The 19,567-nt window shown below is 43.9% G+C and carries 17 protein-coding genes; all 17 read left to right on the forward strand.

The features are described 5' to 3' along the window. Window positions 1–78: 78 nt before the first annotated feature. Window positions 79–711 carry a redox-sensing transcriptional repressor Rex gene (locus AC1U9U_RS09365; RefSeq protein WP_479960297.1) on the forward strand — a complete coding sequence of 211 codons (633 nt, stop codon included), beginning with the start codon at window positions 79–81 and terminating at the stop codon, window positions 709–711. 144 nt (window positions 712–855) lie between these two features. Further along, a complete protein-coding gene (gene aspA / locus AC1U9U_RS09370; protein WP_479960298.1) occupies window positions 856–2,256 on the forward strand; it encodes an aspartate ammonia-lyase in 1,401 nt (466 codons plus the stop codon). A gap of 266 nt (window positions 2,257–2,522) precedes the next feature. After that, entirely contained in the window at window positions 2,523–2,786 is a 264-nt protein-coding gene (locus AC1U9U_RS09375) for a DUF4321 domain-containing protein (RefSeq protein ID WP_479960299.1), read from the forward strand. Between the two features lies 1 nt (window position 2,787). Further along, window positions 2,788–3,444, forward strand: a complete 657-nt coding sequence (locus AC1U9U_RS09380; RefSeq protein WP_479960300.1) for a Maf family protein — start codon at window positions 2,788–2,790, stop codon at window positions 3,442–3,444. After that, entirely contained in the window at window positions 3,395–4,078 is a 684-nt protein-coding gene (gene radC / locus AC1U9U_RS09385; RefSeq protein ID WP_479960301.1) for a RadC family protein, read from the forward strand. Before AC1U9U_RS09380 ends, radC begins: the two co-directional genes overlap by 50 nt. Before the next feature lie 112 nt (window positions 4,079–4,190). Then, window positions 4,191–5,207 (forward strand): rod shape-determining protein, encoded by a 1,017-nt coding sequence (locus tag AC1U9U_RS09390; RefSeq protein WP_479960302.1) that lies wholly within the window; start codon window positions 4,191–4,193, stop codon window positions 5,205–5,207. Window positions 5,208–5,232: 25 nt separating this feature from the next. Next, window positions 5,233–6,099, forward strand: coding sequence for a rod shape-determining protein MreC (mreC, locus tag AC1U9U_RS09395; RefSeq protein ID WP_479960303.1), 867 nt, complete (start codon window positions 5,233–5,235; stop codon window positions 6,097–6,099). Window positions 6,100–6,101: 2 nt separating this feature from the next. After that, the gene (gene mreD / locus AC1U9U_RS09400) at window positions 6,102–6,611 is read left to right on the forward strand and encodes a rod shape-determining protein MreD (RefSeq protein ID WP_479960304.1); all 510 of its coding nucleotides are present in this window, start codon (window positions 6,102–6,104) and stop codon (window positions 6,609–6,611) included. 275 nt (window positions 6,612–6,886) lie between these two features. Next, a complete protein-coding gene (mrdA, locus tag AC1U9U_RS09405) occupies window positions 6,887–8,980 on the forward strand; it encodes a penicillin-binding protein 2 (RefSeq protein ID WP_479960305.1) in 2,094 nt (697 codons plus the stop codon). A gap of 222 nt (window positions 8,981–9,202) precedes the next feature. Continuing rightward, window positions 9,203–9,892, forward strand: coding sequence for a septum site-determining protein MinC (gene minC, locus AC1U9U_RS09410; protein ID WP_479960306.1), 690 nt, complete (start codon window positions 9,203–9,205; stop codon window positions 9,890–9,892). A gap of 59 nt (window positions 9,893–9,951) precedes the next feature. After that, window positions 9,952–10,746, forward strand: coding sequence for a septum site-determining protein MinD (gene minD / locus AC1U9U_RS09415; protein ID WP_479960307.1), 795 nt, complete (start codon window positions 9,952–9,954; stop codon window positions 10,744–10,746). Between the two features lie 30 nt (window positions 10,747–10,776). Continuing rightward, window positions 10,777–11,052: a cell division topological specificity factor MinE gene (gene minE / locus AC1U9U_RS09420; protein ID WP_479960308.1), complete on the forward strand. Its 276-nt coding sequence runs from the start codon at window positions 10,777–10,779 to the stop codon at window positions 11,050–11,052. A gap of 159 nt (window positions 11,053–11,211) precedes the next feature. Further along, window positions 11,212–12,375 carry a rod shape-determining protein RodA gene (rodA, locus tag AC1U9U_RS09425; RefSeq protein WP_479960309.1) on the forward strand — a complete coding sequence of 388 codons (1,164 nt, stop codon included), beginning with the start codon at window positions 11,212–11,214 and terminating at the stop codon, window positions 12,373–12,375. Window positions 12,376–12,672: 297 nt separating this feature from the next. After that, window positions 12,673–14,766: a sigma-54-dependent Fis family transcriptional regulator gene (locus AC1U9U_RS09430; protein WP_479960310.1), complete on the forward strand. Its 2,094-nt coding sequence runs from the start codon at window positions 12,673–12,675 to the stop codon at window positions 14,764–14,766. 199 nt (window positions 14,767–14,965) lie between these two features. Continuing rightward, window positions 14,966–17,455, forward strand: a complete 2,490-nt coding sequence (locus tag AC1U9U_RS09435) for a molybdopterin-containing oxidoreductase family protein (protein WP_479960311.1) — start codon at window positions 14,966–14,968, stop codon at window positions 17,453–17,455. Next, a complete protein-coding gene (locus AC1U9U_RS09440; RefSeq protein WP_479960312.1) occupies window positions 17,455–18,195 on the forward strand; it encodes a 4Fe-4S dicluster domain-containing protein in 741 nt (246 codons plus the stop codon). Before AC1U9U_RS09435 ends, AC1U9U_RS09440 begins: the two co-directional genes overlap by 1 nt. Window positions 18,196–18,519: 324 nt before the next feature. Next, a partial coding sequence (locus AC1U9U_RS09445; RefSeq protein WP_479960313.1) for an MFS transporter occupies window positions 18,520–19,567 on the forward strand: 1,048 nt, incomplete at its 3' end.

Here is a 19,567-nt window from a genome sequence, read left to right on the forward strand (position 1 = left end):
TCAACAAATTTATTTGCTTAACACAATTACGTAGTGATATAATTTACTTACTTTAAGTATTTGAAACGGGGGATAATTTTGAAAACATTAAAAATCCCAGAGGCTACAATTATTCGTCTTTCCGTCTATTCACGGCATTTAACCGAGGTAGACCGCAAGGGAATTGTCACAATATCATCCGGTGATATTGCGGAGGGAGTAGGAGTAAGCCCTGCTCAAGTGCGTAAAGACCTAGCCTATTTTGGCGAGTTTGGTACTCGCGGGGTTGGTTACAATGTTAAGGATCTGCATCGCCACATTCTTAAGATTCTTGGCTTAAGCCAGGATTGGAGTGTATGTCTGGTCGGTATGGGTAACTTAGGACTTGCTCTGACGACTTATAAAGGCTTCCGCGAGCGTGGATTTATCATTACCAGTATCTTTGATAATGATCCCCATAAAGTCGGGACCATGGTCAATGGCGTAGAGGTTATGCCTGTTGATAAACTTGAAGAAGTAGTCAAAGGCAATAAAACCCAAATTGGGATTATCTCCGCTCCTTCCGGTGCTGCTCAAGATATCGCTGATAAACTCGTTCGTGCCGGGGTACAAGCGATTCTCAACTTTGCGCCGGTAGTATTAAATGTTCCACCGGAAGTAGAACTTAGAAATGTGGATTTGGCTGTTAATCTTGAAGTTTTAACCTTTAATGTGGGAACCCGGCGGGCCTAATTACTTTTCGTTAGCGGAGGTTCAACATCGTGGTTACTACTACATAAATTTAACATGTCGGGGAATAAAATAACTAGATTTGCGAAAAGTAAGGCAGGAATTGTCTTACTTTTTTCATACAAATTTACCTAAAGAGGAGTTATTATGCGCAAAGAAAAGGATTTGCTGGGGAATATGGATGTTCCGGATCACGTGTATTACGGAATACAAACCATGAGGGCCAGAGAGAATTATCCGATCACCGGCTATCGTCCTCACCATGAGCTTATTCGAGCCTTAGGGCTTGTCAAGGCCGCGGCGGCCCAGGCCAATATGGAGATTGGGATATTAAAGAGTGAGCTTGGAGAGGCCATTATTCTGGCAGCTATGGAAGTTGCCGAAGGAAAATTCAACGATGAGTTTATGGTTGATGTTATTCAAGGTGGAGCCGGGACTTCAATTAATATGAATGCCAACGAGGTCATTGCTAATCGGGCCATCGAGATTCTTGGTGGGGAAAAAGGTGATTATCTGAGGGTTCACCCTAACGTTCATGTGAATATGGCTCAAAGCACCAACGATGTTTTCCCTACGGCGATCAGGATTGCCTGTTTAAATGTTGCTGATGATCTGCTGATTGCCTTAAAGGAATTAAAGCTGGCTTTTGAGGAGAAAGCCGAAGAATTTGACGGAATTATTAAAATGGGTAGAACCCATCTGCAGGATGCGGTCCCCATCCGCTTAGGCCAAGAGTTCGCGGCTTATGCCCAAATGTTAGGCAGGGATCTACGGCGAATCACCGATGCTTCCCGGGCCTTGCTGATCGTCAATATGGGGGCAACGGCAGTAGGTACCGGCTTAAATGCCGACCCTGTTTATATTGAAAAGGTTACGGAAAATCTCAGAAAAGTGGCGGAACTACCTTTGCAACGAGCTGAAAATTTAGTAGATGCCACTCAAAATACCGATGCTTTTTTAGAGGTTTCCGGAGCCCTTAAAACGCTGGCGGTTAATCTATCGAAGATTGCCAATGACCTAAGATTAATGGCCTCCGGGCCTAGAACCGGGTTTGGGGAGATTAATCTTCCGGCCATGCAACCAGGGTCTTCGATTATGCCGGGAAAGGTCAACCCAGTGATGGCAGAGGTGGTTAATCAGGTCTCCTTCCAGGTTCAAGGAAACGACTTTACAATTGCCTTAGCCTGTGGAGCGGGACAGCTTGAGCTTAATGTTATGGAACCGGTAGTGGTATTTAATTTGCTCCAATCACTGGATATTTTAAGAAATGTCGTTAAAGTTTTCAAAGAGCGCTGCGTAATTGGTATAACCGCTAATGAAGAACGCTGCCGTTTCCTAGTCGAAAACAGTGTGGGCGTGGTGACGGCCATCAATCCTCATGTTGGCTATGAGGTCGCTTCCCGAATTGCTAAAGAGGCTATTATTACCGGTAGGCCGGTACGTGAGATAGTGCTGGAAAAGGGTGTGTTGACAGCTGAGGAACTGGAAGTAATCCTGAACCCTTTCGAGATGACCAAACCGGGTATTAGCGGTTCTGAATTACTATGACATAGATCCTTCGCTACTGCTCAGGATGACACACACATGTCATGCTGAACGCAGTGAAGCATCTTGAACCAATAGTGCCTTTTTCATCATCTGCCGATGCAGTATGAAAAGCTACTACACTCCGGCTGAATTAATATTAAGTTAATAAATTTAGGCTCGAGGTCCCTTGCGTATTATAAGTCCAGATGCTAAACTAAAAAGTGTCGAAAAATCAGCCAGGAGCAACATGCCCTGGCTGCATTTCTATGGGTGAAAGGGGGTAAAATATGCCGGCAAGTAGAAATAATTCAGGGACAGGCCGCACGCTTCTCCTTATTCTGTCAGGAGCAGCCATTGGAACTTTAATGGGTTATGGCCTGCAAAAGTTTAGTTTTTTAGCGCCCTTTTTGCGACCGGCAGTAATCGATTTCCCTTCTCACACCTATTTGGACTTCTATTTTATCTCTCTTTCGTTTGGTTTCCGCCTAAGCGTTACCTTTGCCACAATTCTTGGTGCCCTTGGCGGTTATTATCTAGCTAGGAAGTGGTAACATGCTCGTACTCGCTTCATCTTCTCCCCGTAGGGGAATGCTTCTTGAGGAAGGGGGATACTCCTTTGCGCGGGTTGAAGCGGATGTTTCCGAGGAACTCCCTGATGGGGTTCTTCCTGAATCTGCAGTTAAGGAATTGGCCTTGCGTAAGGCTAAGGCAGGCTTGAAAAAATGGCTTGATTCAGAGGGCAATATGGAGGATTTAATTCTCGGAGCGGATACGATTGTTGTGTTAGACCAAAAGATTCTTGGGAAACCGAAGGATGAACAGGAAGCGGAAGCAATGCTTTCAGCTTTAAGTGGACGGGAACATGAGGTCTATACCGGGGTAGCCTTGGTGAATGGAGTAGGCCGACTGGATTGTGAAGCCACTCGGACTCTTGTATATTTTCGCCCCTTGACCAAGGAGGAGATTCGCCGGTATATTGCCACAGGAGAGCCCATGGACAAGGCCGGGGCGTATGGAATTCAAGGCTTAGGTGCTGACTTTGTCGATCATTATGAAGGATCTTTAAGTAATGTAATTGGTTTACCCATGGAGTATGTCAAGGAGAGACTGAGCGTGTGGGGGATGGGACACAGAAATATCACCCTGCATGAGGTGGAGAATGGATTATCGTCGGTTGAAGGATCTCCCCGAGGAATTGTTACCACGTGAGAGATTGTTTCAATATGGTCCGGATGCCTTATCTAATCGGGAGATTTTGGCTATTTTGCTAAGAACAGGACTTAAAGGGGAAAACGTCTTGGATTTTGCCGAGAGGCTTTTGACCGAGGCCGGAGGCTTATCCGGGTTAGCCCGTTTGACTGTCCATGAGTTGATACAACTTAGAGGTATGGGAAATGCGAAAGCCGCAGAGCTTAAAGCGGCTTTAGAGCTGGGGCGGCGATCGGTTTCTTCTGATCCACTGGTTCGCCCGATCATCAATTCCCCTCAGGATATCGCCCACTTGGTCATGGAGGAAATGCGTTATCTCGACCGGGAGTATTTTCGGGTGGTCAGTCTTTCCACAAAGAATCATGTCTTAGGGATCAGCTCTATTTCAGTAGGATCATTGAATTCGTCCTTAGTACATCCTCGGGAATGTTTTAAAGAAGCCATTCGGCGTAATTCCAATGCCATTATTCTTTTGCATAATCATCCCAGTGGAGACCCTACCCCCAGCCGGGAAGATATCGATGTGACCCGGAGATTATCCGAAGGTGGCCAGATTCTGGGTATTGAAGTCCTTGACCATGTAATTATTGGTGACAACCGTTACATAAGCCTAAAGGAACGAGGCATATTATAAATATAGAAAGCTCACTTTTGGTGGATTCCCATCCACCCCTTAAACTAATTTCGCAATTCGTATTATTTCCTAGGGATATCGACACTGTTATTAACGGAAGGGGATTAACCTAATGTTTTTTGGTAAAGATTTAGGAATTGATTTAGGAACTGCTAATACACTGGTCCATATGAAGGGGAAAGGAATCGTTTGCAATGAGCCTTCAGTGGTGGCCATTGATATTGAAAAGAAGACCCCTTTGGCTGTAGGGGATAAAGCGAAGGAAATGATTGGTAGAACGCCTGGCAATATCGTGGCTATTCGGCCCTTAAAGGATGGGGTTATCTCGGATTTTAATGTCACGCAGAAAATGTTAAAATACTTTATTACCAGAGCCTTAGGTACTGAATCTCCATTTGCTCGTCCCCGAGTTGTAATCTGCGTACCCTCCGGAGTAACACCGGTTGAGGAAAGAGCGGTCAAAGAAGCAGCCTTAGCCGCCGGGGCAAAGGACCCGGTCGTCTTGGAAGAACCTATGGCAGCCGCTATCGGGGCCGGTCTTCCTGTTAGTGAACCCACCGGTAATATGATCGTAGATATCGGTGGCGGAACTACGGAGGTTGCGGTTATTTCCTTAGGCGGGATAGTCACCAGCCGCTCCATACGGGTAGCGGGGGATGAGATGGATGATTCCATTGTCGCCCATATCAAAAGGCGTTACAATCTGATGGTAGGCTATCGTACAGCAGAAGATATCAAAATGGAAATTGGCTACGCCTATCAGGCGGAAACAGGTAAACGTTATCAGGTGAGAGGCCGGGATTTGTTAACCGGACTGCCTAAGACTGTCGAAATTACCGCCGAAGAGATTCAAGAAGCTCTACAAGAGCCGGTCTCAGCCATTGTGGAAGGGGTAAAATCTTGTCTGGAAAAAACACCTCCGGAGTTAGCTGCGGATATTATGGACCGGGGGATAGTACTGGCCGGAGGGGGGTCCCTTCTCCGCAATCTGGACAAACTGCTTGCCGATGAGACGGGGATGCCGGTGCATTTAGCCGAGGACCCCCTTTCTTGTGTAGCACTCGGAACGGGTAAAGTATTAGAAGATGCGGAAATTTTCCGTAGAATTGCTGCATTGCAAAAAAACTAGAGTTTAAAGCGAGGAGGAAATCTTGGTGCGGAAAAGAGTGACTGCAACGGGAATTATGGTTCCCGTTTTCTTCCTCGTATTAGGCGTGTTAGTGAGTGTCCGCTTAACCGGATTGGGAAACCAATTTCCCAATCCAATCGGCGGGGTGTTGCAGCGTGTCCTAAGCCCTGTCGAGGATGTCATTCTAAAAGTAGGAAGTGGGATAAAAAAGAACACGCGGGTGATTTGGAATTTCAACCAAGTTCAAAATGAGAATGAAAACTTAAGAGCAAAGGTGGAGCAACTTACCGGAGATAATCTAAAGCTAAAACAGGAGGTTTTAGCGGGATTACGCTATAACGAATTGGATCAGCAAATGTTCAAGAGTCCTAATGTCGATAAATACCCGAAGATTGGGGGCAGTATTATTAACCGTAACCCCAATGCCTGGTATCAGACTTTTACAGTTAATCGGGGATCGGAGGATGGTGTGCGGATTAACGATCCGGTGGTTGTAGCCTTGGGTTTGGTTGGTAAAATTGTCTCCGTGGCCCCTACAACTGCAGAAGTCCTTTTGATCACGGACAGCGAGGGACAAGTAAGCGGCTTAGTCCGGGGAAGTACAGGTTCCCCAACCTTTGGTATTGTGGAAGGAACTTATAAGCGGACCTCACGTCTTGAAGCTGAGGGTAATCTGCAGATGCTCTTACGCAGGGATGATAATGTCAATGTGGGGGACCTGGTCTTAACCTCGGGTCTAGGAGGGGTTTACCCTAAGGACATTCCCATCGGTAAAGTGGAACAGATCCAATTGGACGGCTCGGGGTTGCTAAAAACAGCCTATATATCTCCTTTGGTGGATTTTGATTCCCTAGAGGAAGTTTATATTGTGCAAAAGTCAGGGGGGCAGTAACGATGCGACGGAATATCCTTATTATCGTGATGCTTCTTTTTAGCTTGATTCTTCCCGGGACTGTCTTTTATTTTTGGTCATGGGGTGGAGTCAAGCCTGATTTGGTGTTGCTTTTTACCATCTATATGGCCATACATCATCGTACCTTGCCGGGAACCCTCTGGGGACTGGGAACGGGCTTAATCGCTGATTTTTACTTTGGTCGGCATTTCGGCATGTATGCCTTAACATTAACCTGCGTGGCTCTCCTCACCGGGTGGCTCTCCCAACGCTGGTACAGGGATAACTATTTTTTGATTGCAGTGTTGGTATTTGTGGTTACTTTTCTGGGTGAAGGAATGATTGCTTTTTTGAATATCCTGGTCGGGGCACGATGGTCTTTGGGAGATGCTTTTCGCTTAGTTATCGGTGTGGCTGTCTATAACGCAGTTTTGGTGCCCATAACTTACCCTTGGATTCATCGCTCCTTTACCAACGGGTGGCTGAAGTATCGGCCTAAGTATGAGCGCTAAGGCTGAGTTACGTTACAGATGCTCGGAAGTTATTCTTGTAGAGAAAACTAAGGGCTAACCTGCTCAATGTAAGAGGCGGGATTCCCACCTAAATCGCCATCCCGAAAGCACTGCTTTCGCACTTGTTTGGCTCAGTAGGTGGCGATCAACATCGTGTTGCTCGTCCCGTTGTTTCGGGTGCAGTTTAGCCCAAGTTTTCTAGCTACTCGAATAAAACCTCGCTTACTGTAATCGTAACTCACTTAGTAGTAATTGATTTATAGGAGGCGAAACTAATGGAAGAAGATAAAGAACGCAAACCCTATATCCACCGACTCTGGGCCCTCAGTGCTATCGTATTCCTGGTGTTCGCGATCCTCGGCTTCAATCTTTGGCGCCTACAGATCGCTGAGGCTTCCTATTACGAAAGTAAGGCCCAGGGTAATATTATGCAGCTTGTTTCGATTCCCCCTAATCGCGGTGATATCGTCGATCGCAACGGCGAGCTTTTGGTTACCAGTGTTCCACAATTTGCCCTAACCATTGATTGGATGGACTTGCAAAATGCCCAAGGCAAGAATTGGAAAGAAGTAATAGCTCGTTTAGCCGGCTATATTAAGCCCTACTGGCCGATTAAGGAGCAAAGCGTTGAGAAGATCACCGAAGATATTCTGGCTATGACTCAAAATCAGCAATGGGAGCGTTACCGGCCGGTAACGGTCATGAACGATGTACCGGACCCACTGAAGGCCATTATTGCCGAGCATAAGGATGAACTTCCGGGAATCAGCGTGGAGGCCTTGCCTGTGCGGGACTATCGAAAAGGTACTTTAGCGGGGCATATCTTAGGGTATGTTCGCGAGGTAAGCAGTGAAGAGGAAATTGCTCAATTTAATAAAAATCCTCTAGCCGAAGCAGACGGCTTTAGGTACGCCCAAGGGGATCAGGTGGGTAAAATGGGTGTAGAGAAAGGGTATGATTATTGGCTGCGCGGAAAAGAAGGAGTCCAGCAGGTTATTGTCGATAATAACGGTCGGCCCATTGCCAAAGAAGTAATTAATCCTGCCGAACCCGGTAAAACCCTGCAACTGACCATTGATGCTAAAATACAAGAGGTTATGGATAAGACTCTGGATGACGTGTTTCGGGAGTCTGTTCATCCGGAACATCCGGATTCCAATGCCGCAGCTGCGGTAGTTATAGAAGTCAAGACCGGCAAAATCTTGGGCATGACTTCGAGACCACTCATGGACCCTAACGATTTGACGGGGATTATCTCCGATGAGATTGCCGAAAAGTATTTTACAGCAGACGAGGCAGCCTCCTTTGACCGGGCTTTGGCTGGAGCCTATGCACCGGGATCTACCTTCAAAATGATTACGGCCATGGCGGGTTTACAGTCAGGTGTAGTTACTCCCAACGAGCAATTTAACAGCTCCAATGTGGCGGCCACTTTAGGGACTGTGCATGGTGTTCAAGAATGGTCTTATGGCGGATTCGGCTTAGTTAATCTCAATCGAGCCATGGCGAAATCCTCCAATACCTATTTTCAGGCTGTCGGGCAACGGGTTTTCGCTAAAAATGGGGAACTCATTAAACAGATTTCCAATGAATTTGGACTGGGCGTTTATTCCGGGGTGGATATTCCCGGGGAATCAAAAGGAACCGCCCCCTCTCCGGAATGGAGAAAGACTACCTTTGGACCTTATTATGAAAAGGTTCGAGATAATAAGATCGCCGAAATCGAAGAGAAATACAAGGCGGAAATCGCCAAGGCCAAAGACCAAAAGGAAAGAGATAAGCTTTTAAAAAAGAAGGAAAATGATATTAATCAAGCTAAGGCTGAATATAATAAGAATGTATGGGAACATGTGGACTGGCATTATTATGATACCTTTAATACCGCAATCGGCCAAGGTGATAATGCCTACACCCCTTTGCAGCTGGCTAATTATGTGGCTACGATTGTCAACGGTGGGAAAAGAATGCAGCCTTATCTGGTAGATAAAATTCTCGATCCAGTCACAGACGAAGTGGTTTTTGAAAACAAACCTATTGTTAGAAATACGGTTTCAGTCTCCCCTGAAGTTTTGGCAACAGTTAAAGAAGCTATGAGCAAGGTCACAAGTGGAGAAGGGACCGCAAGCGGGCTTTTTGCCCAAGTGCCGGAGTTTAGTGGCGGTGGCAAAACCGGTACGGCCCAGCTTGGTTCTAAGAATACGGCGGCCGGGGAACTCTTTAATGGGGTCTTTGTGGCCTTTGCTCCCTATGATGATCCGGAAATTGCTTTTGCCGGGGTTGTAGAGTTCGGTGGTCATGGAGGAACAACTGCCGGGAATGTAGCGAGGGCTGCCTTTATGCAATATTTTGGTTGGGAGTATGCCAAGTAAAGTGGGTTTAATAGGAATATAACGGAATATCACGAAATAATGGAAAAAAACGAGGAAATTCGCCTTCGTTTTTTTCTTTTGTTTAAAGGGAAAACGATAAGCATTGTAGAATTATTATGAGCGTCATTAAATGGCGTGGTTTTTCCATTGCCAAAACCTGGATGGACTCCGTTGAAGCAGGTGCCAGGACATGTAAACATGGAACAATTGGAGGATAAACGGTTGACACGGACAGAACATATTGCCTTAAAAGGCACTCGAGAGGGTCTCATTTTATACCTGGATCCCGAGGCCGATTTCCCGGTTTTAATCAATGAACTTAAAAGACTACTAGAGGACTCCGACCAATTCCTTCAAGGTGCTACTGTTCGGTGCTATGGCGGTGAGAAAGAGTATACTGAAGAGCAAAAGGAAGAATTGATGTCTTGTCTGGCCGAGTATAGTCTTACTCTTAAAGGTTGGTTGACGGCTGCGGAGGTTTATGCCGGAATTAGGAAATCACCGACTGTACAGGAGGTGGAACCGCCACGAGTTTTGGATGAAGGCATGGAGGAAGGTGCAAGTCTTTTTATCCAGCGTACCCTTCGCTCTGGAGCCAGCGTCCAATATGAAGGTCATGTGATCGTTATCGGTGATGTTAATCCTGGGGCAGAAATCGTTGCCAGCGGGAATATTGTGGTTATTGGCTCTCTAAAAGGGGTTGCCCATGCCGGAGCTACCGGGAATCGAAAATCGACTGTTACCGCTTATCACCTAGCACCGACACAATTAAGAATTGCCGATCTCGTGACTCGTTCCCCGGAAGATGAGCAGGATTGGAGGGGGCCTGAATGTGCGCGGATCAAAGATGACCGTCTTGTTGTTGAAGGTATTCAGCTCAATGGGCTCAGAGGAAAAGGCCAAATTCGATAATCACTGGGATTCATTGTTTGAATATAGACGAAGGAATTATTGGAAAGGTAGGTTTAAATATGGGTGAAGTCATTGTAGTAACATCAGGAAAAGGTGGGGTGGGTAAAACCACCACTTCAGCCAATATCGGGACGGGACTTGCAGCATCAGGTTTGAAAGTGGTTTTGGTGGATACAGATATCGGCTTGCGGAATCTTGATGTGGTAATGGGATTGGAAAATCGCATAGTTTACGATATTGTTGATGTTACCAGCGGTACCTGCCGTCTTAAACAAGCCTTAATTAAGGATAAACGTTTTGAGAATTTATATCTGCTTCCGGCTGCTCAGACTAAGGATAAAAGTGCTGTCACACTTGAACAGATGAAGGCTCTATGTGAGGAATTAAAGCAAGAATTCGATTACGCCATCATCGATTGTCCTGCCGGAATCGAGCAAGGATTCCGCAATGCTATTGTGGGGGCTGACCGGGGGATCGTTGTCACCACCCCGGAAGTCAGTGCAGTTCGTGATGCTGACCGAATTATTGGACTTTTGGAAGCTTCAGATTTGCCAAATCCCCGTTTGATTATCAATCGGATTCGGCCTCAAATGGTCAAGCGCGGAGATATGATGGATATCTCGGATATATTAGATATCTTAGCAATCGACCTCTTAGGTGTTATTCCAGATGATGAAAGTATTGTGATTTCCACGAACCGTGGTGAGCCTGCGGTTATGGATCATTCCTCCCGTGCCGGGGAAGCATACCGAAGAATTACGCGCAGAATCCAGGGAGAAGAGGTTCCTTTAATGAATCTTGATGTGCCGGATGGGTTCATGGATAAGCTGAAGAGATTTTTCGGTATGAATTAAGTGCTTGGCACTAGAGAGGAGGAATAGGCCATGTTGGAGTTTATTAGTCGAATGCTTGGAAAGGAGCCTGCTTCAAAAAACGTCGCCAAAGAACGCTTAAGGCTTGTCCTCGTACATGATCGGGCTACTATTTCACCCCATATGTTGAACCAATTGAAGGAGGACTTGATTAAAGTCATCTCCAATTATATGGAAATCGATGAAAATGCGTTAGAAGTCAACCTAAACCAAGACGATCGCGAAGTTGCCTTAATCGCCAATATTCCTGTAATAAAGATGAAAAGAGATTACTCGGTTAAAGGATAGTAGCAATCAGCACCGCAAGTCAATCGTATTTTGGCTTGCGGTTTTTCTTATGGGAACAAAACAGTGTCTAATCTTTTAAGGTCAAGACTTTGGCTGGGGTCGCCCCTTATGGTATAATGGAAGTTGTAATTTCGTGGAGAAAAAGGGGTATTTTTATCTATGCTTGACCGTCGGATGCTGAAAAATATCGACTTGTTATTCGTATTTTTTGTATTGTTATTGTTAGCTTCAAGTCTTGTCATCCAGAGTACAGCCTCCGTTAATGTTGTTGAATCACAACCTTACCGCTATCTCAAAATCCAGACTATGTGGATTGGTACCGGGTTAATTTTGTGCACGATCATCGCCTTGTTTGATTACCAAAAGCTTCGCCGTTTTTCCTGGTGGATTTACGCTTTTAATATTGCGCTTTTACTGGCGGTCTTTGCCTTTGGGGAATCCGCGGGGGGAGCCCAGCGTTGGATTCCGATTACCTCGACGCAAAATATTCAGCCTTCAGAATTCGCTAAGCTTTTTATCATTGTGACTTTTGCCGATTTTCTGGCTAAGCGGCAAGGGAAATTAAATCGATTCCGGGATTTTATCCCGCCCTTCTTATATATGTTAGTGCCTATGTTATTAATCCTTAAGCAGCCGGATTTGGGTACTACCTTAGTGTTTGTGGCGATCCTTATCGGGATGATGTTCGTAGCGGGTGCTAATCCTTGGAAGTTTGGCGGACTTTTGGTGGGAGGAGTTGCAATCGCAGCTCTAGCCCTTTGGCTTCATTTTTCCACTGATTTGCCCGGTTGGCTCCAGTTTGCACAAGGACTTCCGCTGCCCCTTCATGATTATCAGTTGAAGCGTCTGACTGTTTTCCTTAACCCGGCTGCGGATATCAGTGGGGATGGGTACCAAATCATCCAGTCCATCTGGGCGATTGGCTCAGGCGGTTTTTGGGGTAAGGGCTATCGGCAAGGAACTCAAGCCCAGTTGGATTTTTTACCTGAGCATCATACGGATTTTATTTTTTCCGTAGTTGGTGAGGAATTCGGTTTTATTGGAACTATTACCCTGTTGTTCTTTTTCTTTGTCTTTATCCTCCGGGCTATCAATATTAGCATGAAAGCAAAGGATGTTTACGGGACCTTAATTGCAGCCGGTATTGCCACCATGTTTGCCTTCCATATTCTCGTCAATGTGGGCATGACCTCAGGAATAATGCCTGTTACCGGAATTCCCCTGCCCCTAATTAGCTATGGGGGAAGTGCCATGTGGACGAATCTGATGGCTATCGGCTTTTTGCTCAGTATCAATATCCGACGGCAAAGGTTGATGTTTTAGAGACCTATCAATCGTATATTGGGTTTAAATAAAGTAAGAAAATGGCACGTAAGGTATGGCGTGCCATTTTTTAATAACATTGGTTTTTTATAGAGAGGATTCTAGATAAATACAACAATTTATAAAATATATCCTAAAAAGGTATGATATAATAGATTTAATTGAGCAAAAGCCCACATTCACATTCTAATACTTAGTGCCTGCTATCATTTCCAATTATAGTCGAAAAATCCTTACATGATTATGTATTAAGTTGTTTAATTTTAAGTTGTTAAAATTTGCAGGGGAGGAGAGCATGTGGAAGCGATAGAAGTACGGGATTTTGAAGTTCTAAGAGGTTTAAACTTAAGCCATAAAGCGGAGGAAAGTATCATTAAAGAATTTGTTGTAGAAATGGATGCTACCCGATGGCAGGAGATTGAATTATGTAAAGAGCGATTTTTAAAGGACGGACTAGACCCACATAATTCGCTTTATATGTATCCCGAAGTGGCCGATTCCTGGATTCGTTCCAAAAATTATGGTGTTGATCCCTATCAACAGACATTAGGAAAAAATCTTAGTCCCCGTGATTTGAAGGCACTGATAAGAGACAAAGCTTCAATGATCGATATTGCCTACGAATTTATCGGAAAAAATCTTGATCTCCTAACAGCTTCTAATTATCATATGTCTTTAACAGATGAAAATGGAATCCTTTTGTTTTCTGCTGGCGAGAAGAGCAAAATAGAGACCTTTGAAGCAATCAATGCGGTCCCAGGTGCTATTTGGACAGAAGAATTGATTGGAACTAACTGTCATAGCATGTGCATTAATTTACAAAAACCTGTACAGTTAATTGGTCCTTATTATTATTGCAAAGTTGTAGAAGATAACATTGGATCCGGCACCCCGATTATGGATGAAGATGGAAAGGTAATAGGAGTGCTTCTAGTAATTAGTGTAGCTTCACCAGAAAAGCAAGTAGCTCAGACTAATTTGCTGAGCTGGGTGATTTCGGCCGGATTGGCAATTGAAAGTGAGCTAAGGTTAAAAAAACAAAGCTATTTTTTAGGGTTAGCCAATAAAACCTTAAAAAGCACTATGGAAGTAATTGGAGAAGGTTGTGTAGTTTTAGATTGGCGAATGAATATAGCATATATCAATCGTGAGGCAGCAGATATTTTTAATATAAAAGACAAAGAGGCTATAGGTAAACCTTTTAAAAAACTATGTAAGAGCAACTTGCCGATAAATGATGTACTGGAAACCGGTAAGACTATTAATAAATTTGAAACTGTTTTCGACGGCCTGAAACATCAAAGCTATGAAGTGGATATCGAACCTTTGGTTAATAATGATAACTCCGGAAATACGAATGGATTATTTTTAAGAATTAGGGAATTACAACAGGGTCAAAAGAATGAAAAAGCAACTGATCAAGAAAATGATAGCTTTTCCTCAATCATAGGGAGTAGTAAACCTTTACAAATTATTATCCATAAAGCGCGTAATGTCGCTAATCATGATGGCGGTATATTACTAATTGGCGAAAGCGGAACCGGTAAGGAACTATTCGCTCGGGCTATTCACGATGAAAGCAGAAAAAATGGTCCTTACATAGCTATCAATTGTGCCTCCATACCAAGAAGTTTATTTGAAAGTGAGTTATTTGGTTATGAAGGGGGAGCATTTACCGGCGCAGAACGAAGGGGTAGGATTGGAAAAATCGAACTGGCAAGGGGTGGAACCTTATTTTTAGATGAAATTGGCGAAATGCCCTTGGAATTACAACCGGTGCTGCTTCGGGTATTAGAAGATAAACAAATTATGAGGGTAGGCGGTACAAAGTATATTCCTGTAGATTTTAAGGTTGTTGCAGCTACTAATAAAGACTTATGGAAAATGGTTCTAAATAAAGAATTCCGTGAGGACCTTTATTTTCGTTTGGCAGTATTTAAACTTACAATACCACCTCTGCGTTTACGAGGAGATGATATTTTTAAGCTTGCAGAAACTTTCATTAAAGAAAGATGTAATGATGGAAAATTCCTGAAGTGCCCTGTACTAAGTCCTGAGGTCTGTGATATTTTTCAGAATTATGATTGGCCTGGCAATGTCAGACAATTAAAAAATGTTATCACCTATGCTTTGGCCATGGTAACGGGTAACACAATCAGAAAGAATCATTTGCCGGATGAACTTTTTGATGCCCTTCGGTCTAAGCCAACAGGAGAAAGTGACGATATAAAATCTGTTAATGATCTAACTAGTATGGAAAGAATTGAAATCGAAGCAATTAAAGATGCTATGAAAAAGACCGGGAGCAATGTAAAGGACGCTTCGGAATTATTAGGTTTAGGCCGTTCCACTGTATACAGAAAGTTAAAACAGTACAACATTGAGTTCTAGTATAACTATTTGTAACTGAAATCTTTTTTATAAATACTAAAAATAAGGCTAAGTGCGATTTCTCTTTTTTGGACTAACCAAATTGGGAAATTCTCTTAGTCTTTTTTAGTACAATGCTTGTGAAATCAGGGTTTTTCATTGGCATGGTTTATGCATATATAAATACATGTATTCCAAAAAAATAAGGGAGGTAAATACTTTGGGTAAAGAAAAAGTTCTCGAAAAACTAAAAAAGCAACACGAGGGCGAGCAGGTTTTCTACCATACCTGTTACCAAAATGGTTGTTGGGATGCTGCCTGTATTGTGCGCAGCCGCGTTAAGGACGGCAAGATCGTAGCTTTTGAGCCTGATAACTCCATTAATAAAGGTGCCGGGCGTGAGGATGTCGGTGAAGAGGCCATCAATCAAGGGATGGTTCAAGCTCGCCCTTGTACTATGGGTCATGCCTGGAAAGAAGAAATGTATGCCCCTACGCGGATTACTTATCCCATGAAAAGAGTGGGTGAAAAAGGTTTTGGCAAGGGTTCTTTTGAAAGAATCTCCTGGGAAGAGGCTTTAGATACAATTGCCGAAAAGATCCAAGAGACTATTGATCTTTATGGACCTTACAGCATTCTTCATACTCATTATTCTTTCTTTAGATCCTCAAGTTTCCCTCTTGGACCATATATTAAAGCTGGAGTAGCTTGTTGGGGTGATCACTCCACTTCAGGTCATACAGCAGGGGAAAAATTCCATTTAGGTTATGACTTATCCAAAGCTATGTTCCCTGTTGAGGGAGATGAAGTTCCTTGCGTAGGTTATGAAGCACCAGATTTATTTAATTCTAATCTAATCGTTTTATGGGCTCATAATCCTCTGGTAGGATGGTTCGGGCAAGTATCTTATTATATGAAGTTGGCTAAGGAAAGAGGAATTCCGATCATTGTCATTGACCCGGTATATACCATGAGTGCAGAAGTATTAGCTGACCAATGGATTCCTATTCGTCCGGGAACGGACTTAGCTATGATGCTGGCTGTCGCTCATGTACTCTTCGAAGAAGATCTCTATGACCATGAATATGTAGCTGAAAATGTGGAACCGGAAGGATTTGCTAGATTCCGCAACTATATTATGGGTGGAGAAGATGGAGAGGTCAAATCTCCAGAATGGGCTGAAAAAATCTGTACCGTACCGGCCGAAACCATCCGTGATTTTGCCCGTCTTTACGCCAAGAGCAAACCGGTTCACCTTCAATACCACTATGGTGCAGCTAAGAAACATTGCGGCGAGTATTCTGCTTCCATGGCTATGCTGCTTCAAGCTATGACCGGTAATATAGCTATCCCCGGCGGCTGTGAAACCGGTTGTACACTGGTTACTCCTTCAAGACTACCTATTCCTCAAGTGGATTTTCTAAAGGCTCCTCCCGAATATCAAGCTCCTGTCCAATTAAACAACCAAAAATGGGCTGAAGCCGTTCTTCTTAGAGATGATTATGAAAAGGGCAATATTACAGAGACGGAATATCGTCGGGCCATCGGTTGTCCTCCGGAAAGTCCGTTGCCGAACATCCAAATGTTTATCTTTGAAAATAACTGGCTTAATAATATCCACCATGTTAATAAACGTTTAGAAGCAGCGGCTAAGGTGCATTTCTCTTGGGGATTCCAATGGCATATGAACCAGCCAACAGCACAATGGATGGATATTGTGCTACCGGCCCCAATTTTTATGTTTGAAACCACAGACAATTATCTGTTAGGGCAACAACGTTTTATGTCTGCACCGGCAGGAATGCGTAACTACTTCCTCTATAGCCAAAAAGCAGTTCAGGCTCCTGGTGAAGTTCGTGCTAGAGAATGGGTTTGGACTCAACTGGCTAATAGATTAGGTGTAGGTGAAAAATACAATCCCTTGCTTAAGGATGTTCCGGCGGAGAAATGGGATGAAGCAGTAGATGATCTTTATCGACAGGCTTATGAAGATTGGGCTAAGGATGAATACGGCATGTTAGCCGAATTGGGTATTGAACCGAAACCTTGGGAAGAGTTCCTCAAAGAGCCGGTTGTTAGGGTTCCGATTGAAGAACCATACTATCCTTTTAAACAAGCTATCGAAACAGGTGACAATCCCTTTAAAAACACTCCTTCCGGTAAAGTTGAATTCGTTTCCAAATATTTAGAGTCTGTTGATTTACGTAATACGGATTACGGCGGTAGAATGGACCCTATGCCCCGTTGGGACCCCAGCTATATGAGTGAACCCCCCAATGATAGTTTCTATCATCCGAAGACGAAAAAATATCCATTAGCTTTGAACACTCCTGTATCAATCTTTAGACAACACTCTGCCAATGACCAAAACCCCTTGCTTAATGATTGCTACAAACATTCAGTTTGGATGAATCCAGCTGATGCGAAAGCAAGAAACATGGAAACTGATGATCTTGCTTATGTTTATAACGAATACGGAGAGATAGTGCTTCCAGTCTATATTACTTCCAAAATAATGCCAGGAACTGTAGCGATTTATCATGGCGGCTGGTATCAACCCAATGATGTCAAAACCGAAACCATGCCCTATGGTATTGACAGAAGAGGTGCTTGTAATCTCTTAATCGGGGATACCCATTTACCCCATGCTTTAGGTGCACTTCTTGTTGCCGGTTTAGTCGAAATTAAGAAATTCGGAGGTGCCAACTAATGTCACAATATGCTTTTTACTTTGATCAAAGCAGATGTTATGCCTGCCATGCCTGTAGTGTCGCTTGTAAGGACTGGAATGGAATTGAAGCCGGCCCGGAAAAATGGATGACGGTTTTTGAATGGGAAGATGGAAGTTTTCCTAATCTCAGAGCACATACCCTTGCCTTTAACTGCGGACACTGTAAAAATGCTGTGTGTATGCAGGTTTGTCCCAACAAAGCTCTTTTCAGAGAGGAAAAATACGGGGCAGTGCTGGTTGATAGCGAGAAATGTGATGGATGCCGTAAATGTTTAGAGGCCTGTCCTTATGGTGCACCCAAATTCGCCAGCGATGCCCCCGGCACAAAGATGAGCAAATGTACCATGTGTGTTGATAGGCTGGAAAAGGGTGACAGCCCCCTTTGTGTTGAGTCCTGTCCTTTAAGAGCCTTTGATTTTGGAACGGTTGAAGAAATGGAAAGCAAATATGGTACTTGCCGTCAACTGGAGGGTATGCCGGATCCCAGCGAAACAAAGCCTAATTTTATCGTCAAGGAAAATGTTCCGAAAAAGCCCTTGCTTTCTTATGATAGCAAAAAGGCCGTGGAGTTAATGCAACAAAGAGGCGACCTGGGAACAGTGTTTGAGAGTCCTGAAGATTTAGTGGATCAAAAGGGATTAGTACGTAAAAAAGAACTTAAAATGAAATTCAACAGCACCCAAGAGTCTTATGATTCTTCACGTGGTTATTACGGTTAAACAAGTTTATAGTTGAAACAATGGTTGAGGAGTGATTTAAAAATGTGTTTTAGACCACCTTATGCAGGTAAACCGATGAAATGTCCTTCTTGCGGCAAAATGAATCCGCCTAAAAATACACATTGCATCCAATGCAAAACAGAGTTAAAGGCGGAGGAACAAAAGCTTGCACCGAAGGAAGGAAATCAAAAATAAAATAAGCTGCTAAAGAGGTACAGCCGGCTTATGGCTGGCTGTACCTCTTTAAATTTAAATGGATTTTAGTTTGTAACCCTATTAATGTAGACAAGTGAAATGTTTTTCAAGTATAGGGGGAATTAAGTAATGACTTCTGAAAAAACAAGTAAGTACCAAAATTATTTATTTGTTGCAATTATGTTTGTACTCACTGCAACAGTCGTTGCGGCTAATCAATTCAAGGTACCCACGGTTATGAATGACGTGGCAGCCGCTTTTAATATGACAGAGTCCCAAGCCCCATGGCTGATGTCGATCTTCACTATGGTGGGGATATTCTTGGCCATTCCTACCGGGGGTATGGCTCAAAAATTCGGTCCGAAAATTATGGTTGTCGCTGGAGCTGTTTTTATTGGAGTTGGCTCAATAATTGGTTCCTTAGCCTCTAGTGCCGGCATGCTCATTTTTAGCAGAGGAATCGAGGGCGTTGGTTTCATCTTTGCAGCAGTTTGTGGTCCGTTGTCCATTGCTCGCTATGTTGAACCATCAAAAGTTGGTTTTGCAACAGGGATCTGGACAACCTGGGTATCACTCGGCCAAATCTCAGCCTTTAGTATTACTCCGATAATGTTTGGTTCTATGAGCTTAAGTAGCATTTGGATGTTTTATGGTGCGATTGCTCTAGTTATGGCGGTTTTGCTCCAATTTGCGGTTAAAGGGAACAGGGGCACGATTGTAGCGAATGATGGGCCTAAAGTACAATTTTCGGCCCTCTTTGGTAAGAGAAATCTATGGCTTCTTTGCGTAGGATTTGTTGCCTTTAACATAGTCTTTATGAGTGGACTAACCTTTGCACCTGCTTACCTAGAAAGTTCGGGCATGATGACGAAAGCGCAAGCGGGCTTTGCTTTGACCATTCCCATGATTATTAGTATTGTTTCCTGCCCAATTTTCGGTAAACTTTCCGATATGATGGGCGGTGGGCATAAAAAATTACTGCTTATCGCGCTTATTGTACTTGGACCATCTATTGCCTTATTATTTAGCACCAGTACAGCTTTGGTTTACCTAGGTGGAATCCTTTTTGGTGCTATTGGTATGGGAGTACCGCCCATGGTCGTGGGTTCAATAGGTGAAGTTGCAGAAAATCCCGAACTAATCGGTCCGGCCATGGGTTTGTTAATGACCTTACAGA

This window comes from Desulfitobacterium sp., from assembly GCF_982384815.1.

Coding starts and splice junctions, on each gene's coding strand:
- aspA (WP_479960298.1), top strand. CDS start 856: ATGCGCAAAGAAAAGGATTTGCTGGGGAATATGGATGTTCCGGATCAC.
- AC1U9U_RS09375 (WP_479960299.1), top strand. CDS start 2,523: ATGCCGGCAAGTAGAAATAATTCAGGGACAGGCCGCACGCTTCTCCTT.
- AC1U9U_RS09380 (WP_479960300.1), top strand. CDS start 2,788: ATGCTCGTACTCGCTTCATCTTCTCCCCGTAGGGGAATGCTTCTTGAG.
- radC (WP_479960301.1), top strand. CDS start 3,395: ATGGATTATCGTCGGTTGAAGGATCTCCCCGAGGAATTGTTACCACGT.
- AC1U9U_RS09390 (WP_479960302.1), top strand. CDS start 4,191: ATGTTTTTTGGTAAAGATTTAGGAATTGATTTAGGAACTGCTAATACA.
- mreD (WP_479960304.1), top strand. CDS start 6,102: ATGCGACGGAATATCCTTATTATCGTGATGCTTCTTTTTAGCTTGATT.
- mrdA (WP_479960305.1), top strand. CDS start 6,887: ATGGAAGAAGATAAAGAACGCAAACCCTATATCCACCGACTCTGGGCC.
- minD (WP_479960307.1), top strand. CDS start 9,952: ATGGGTGAAGTCATTGTAGTAACATCAGGAAAAGGTGGGGTGGGTAAA.
- minE (WP_479960308.1), top strand. CDS start 10,777: ATGTTGGAGTTTATTAGTCGAATGCTTGGAAAGGAGCCTGCTTCAAAA.
- rodA (WP_479960309.1), top strand. CDS start 11,212: ATGCTTGACCGTCGGATGCTGAAAAATATCGACTTGTTATTCGTATTT.
- AC1U9U_RS09440 (WP_479960312.1), top strand. CDS start 17,455: ATGTCACAATATGCTTTTTACTTTGATCAAAGCAGATGTTATGCCTGC.